This window comes from Photorhabdus sp. RM322S, assembly GCF_042879395.1.
Taxonomy (GTDB): Bacteria; Pseudomonadota; Gammaproteobacteria; order Enterobacterales; family Enterobacteriaceae; genus Photorhabdus; species Photorhabdus khanii.
The window spans coordinates 1-1,976 of sequence record NZ_JBHFKW010000113.1 but is presented as its reverse complement, the minus strand read 5'-3'; the positions used below and the strand labels follow the sequence as shown (position 1 = coordinate 1,976).

At 43.9% G+C, this 1,976-nt stretch carries 2 protein-coding genes; both read left to right on the top strand.

The window, feature by feature from the left end; all coding sequences use genetic code 11:
* The coding region (locus ACGF63_RS22765) for a hypothetical protein (RefSeq protein ID WP_387633356.1) at positions 1-1,080 on the top strand (1,080 nt) is incomplete at its 5' end.
* Positions 1,077-1,976, top strand: a 900-nt coding sequence (locus tag ACGF63_RS22760) for a hypothetical protein (RefSeq protein WP_387633355.1), incomplete at its 3' end; no start/stop codon positions are given. The genes ACGF63_RS22765 and ACGF63_RS22760, both read left to right, overlap by 4 nt.

The following is a 1,976-nucleotide window of genomic DNA, read 5'->3' as shown; positions in this document are numbered from 1 at the left end:
GACGTGCTCACGCAGACAGAATATGCCCGCAACAACCCGTTACAGCCCGGACCGTCCTATACGAGTCTGCTGCGCTTTAGTACCGCGGTGATTGGTATGAGTGCCGATTTGGCTTCCCTCGGTTCGACCCTGGCAAGTAAGGTAAACTCCCCGATAGTCAAGGCGCTGATGAACGGCATAAAAGTGCCTGCTGTCAATACAGCTATGGTCAGTCAGTTCTCCCGGGTTGCCGGTAGCGTGGCAGGTTATTTAGGGGCGCTGGTCTCCTTCTATGATGCGAGTAACGCTTTCAGAGCGGGTAATAAAGTCGAAGGTTATAGTCAGGTAGCGATAGGAACAGGTTCCATTATTCTGACCACAGCGGTCTGGATCGGGGCTGCCGCAGGTACCTTCCTGACTGGGGGCGTACTAACAGCGATTATAGCCGGGGCTAGCTTGCTTATTGGTGGCAGCATTGTGCAGGCCAGCAGCGCCTGGTCAGATTTGGAAAAAGTGCTGAATAACTGTTTTTGGGGGGCAGGAAAAAAATATGATTTTTGGGATACAGAAAAAGCAAGACCAACCATTTTACTACAATTTAAAACAGCCAGAGAAATGGATAATAATACGCGAAATCATTTTGTTATCGAAAACCAAGAGTTTTTAAATCTGTTTATTCAGCCACAACTGAAAATACATCAGGGGTTTGGTGTCACGACCTATTGTTTTACCCTGCCTGCTTTTCAGATGGGTCTCTCAGATATTCGCGGGATCTTTGTAACTCCATCCAAAGCTCCCTACTACTGGGAAGGAAAAATCGATTATGTTGAGATTAACCGCCGCAAATATACCCCTGATGCTTTTCGCAATGCCAAATTCAGGAAAGCTAAGGAGCAGGCTAAATTGACCCTGAATGGCGATACGGCAACGCTGGAAGTAGTCATCTCAGAAACAATGGGCGTTTATCCCCGCAGTAGCGAACTGTACTGGTACTATGAACAATCGACAAATGTCATCGCCCCTTTGCGCTATCTCCAGGAAGAAAAACCCACAGCAGAAAATACCATTAAGGGCAGTCTTGACGGGGAGCGCATATTATGAAGCAACAACTCAAAAACTTACTCAAAAAATGGTTTCCTACTATTCATCCACTACCAGCTAAACGGCTGGCACGCTGGGAAAAAGAACTTCTGGCCGCACCACAGGATATTAAGAATGAAGAAACCATTAAGCATGTGGAAATATTGGACTACCTTGATAATAAGGAATGTCATATTCGCAATACCCAACGCCGTGCCCGGAGTATTACCCTGATTCCAGTTACATTGGGGATAATTACCAGCATGCTATTGACAGTAAATGACTTCATAAAAGAACGACAGAGTAATGAATCAGAAATTTATCATTGGGTTGATGTAGCTAAAAAGGAGTATGGAGAAAAATTTTATCTACGCGATGACCTTCCTGATTATTTGAACGGAATGAACTATATTGGTGATGATAAAGATCTATCACTGAGAAAATACCTGCATTACCGTTATAATCATTATGAATATAGTGACTATTATTTGAAAATTGATATAGGTTTCTTACTACTCTATCTGCTGATTATTCCCCCTTTCGTATGGGCTATATTTTTTTCACGCCGTCAGGCACCATTAATTATCGATCGCGAACGGCAGATTTTTTACACCTGGTATAAAGGCAAAGCCTATGCTGCCCGTTATCCACAAATCGGTATGGTAGAAAAAACTAATATTCTGTTCCTCAAAGTCTACGGCCTGGACGAGAACAATCAACTTATCGGGCGTGGTTTTATCCCTAACGTCAGTAGTTATTCCTTTGCTTTCTTAAGCAGTGGCAATGATAAAGCGCTGGCAGTCGCCTTTATGGTGAAATTCTTATTAAACGGCAAAGAAGCGGTCAGTAAGGTGGATTATAAACGCCGGGGACCGCTTATTTGGTGGAGCAAAGATAAAAGACCCGCTGATTTAGAC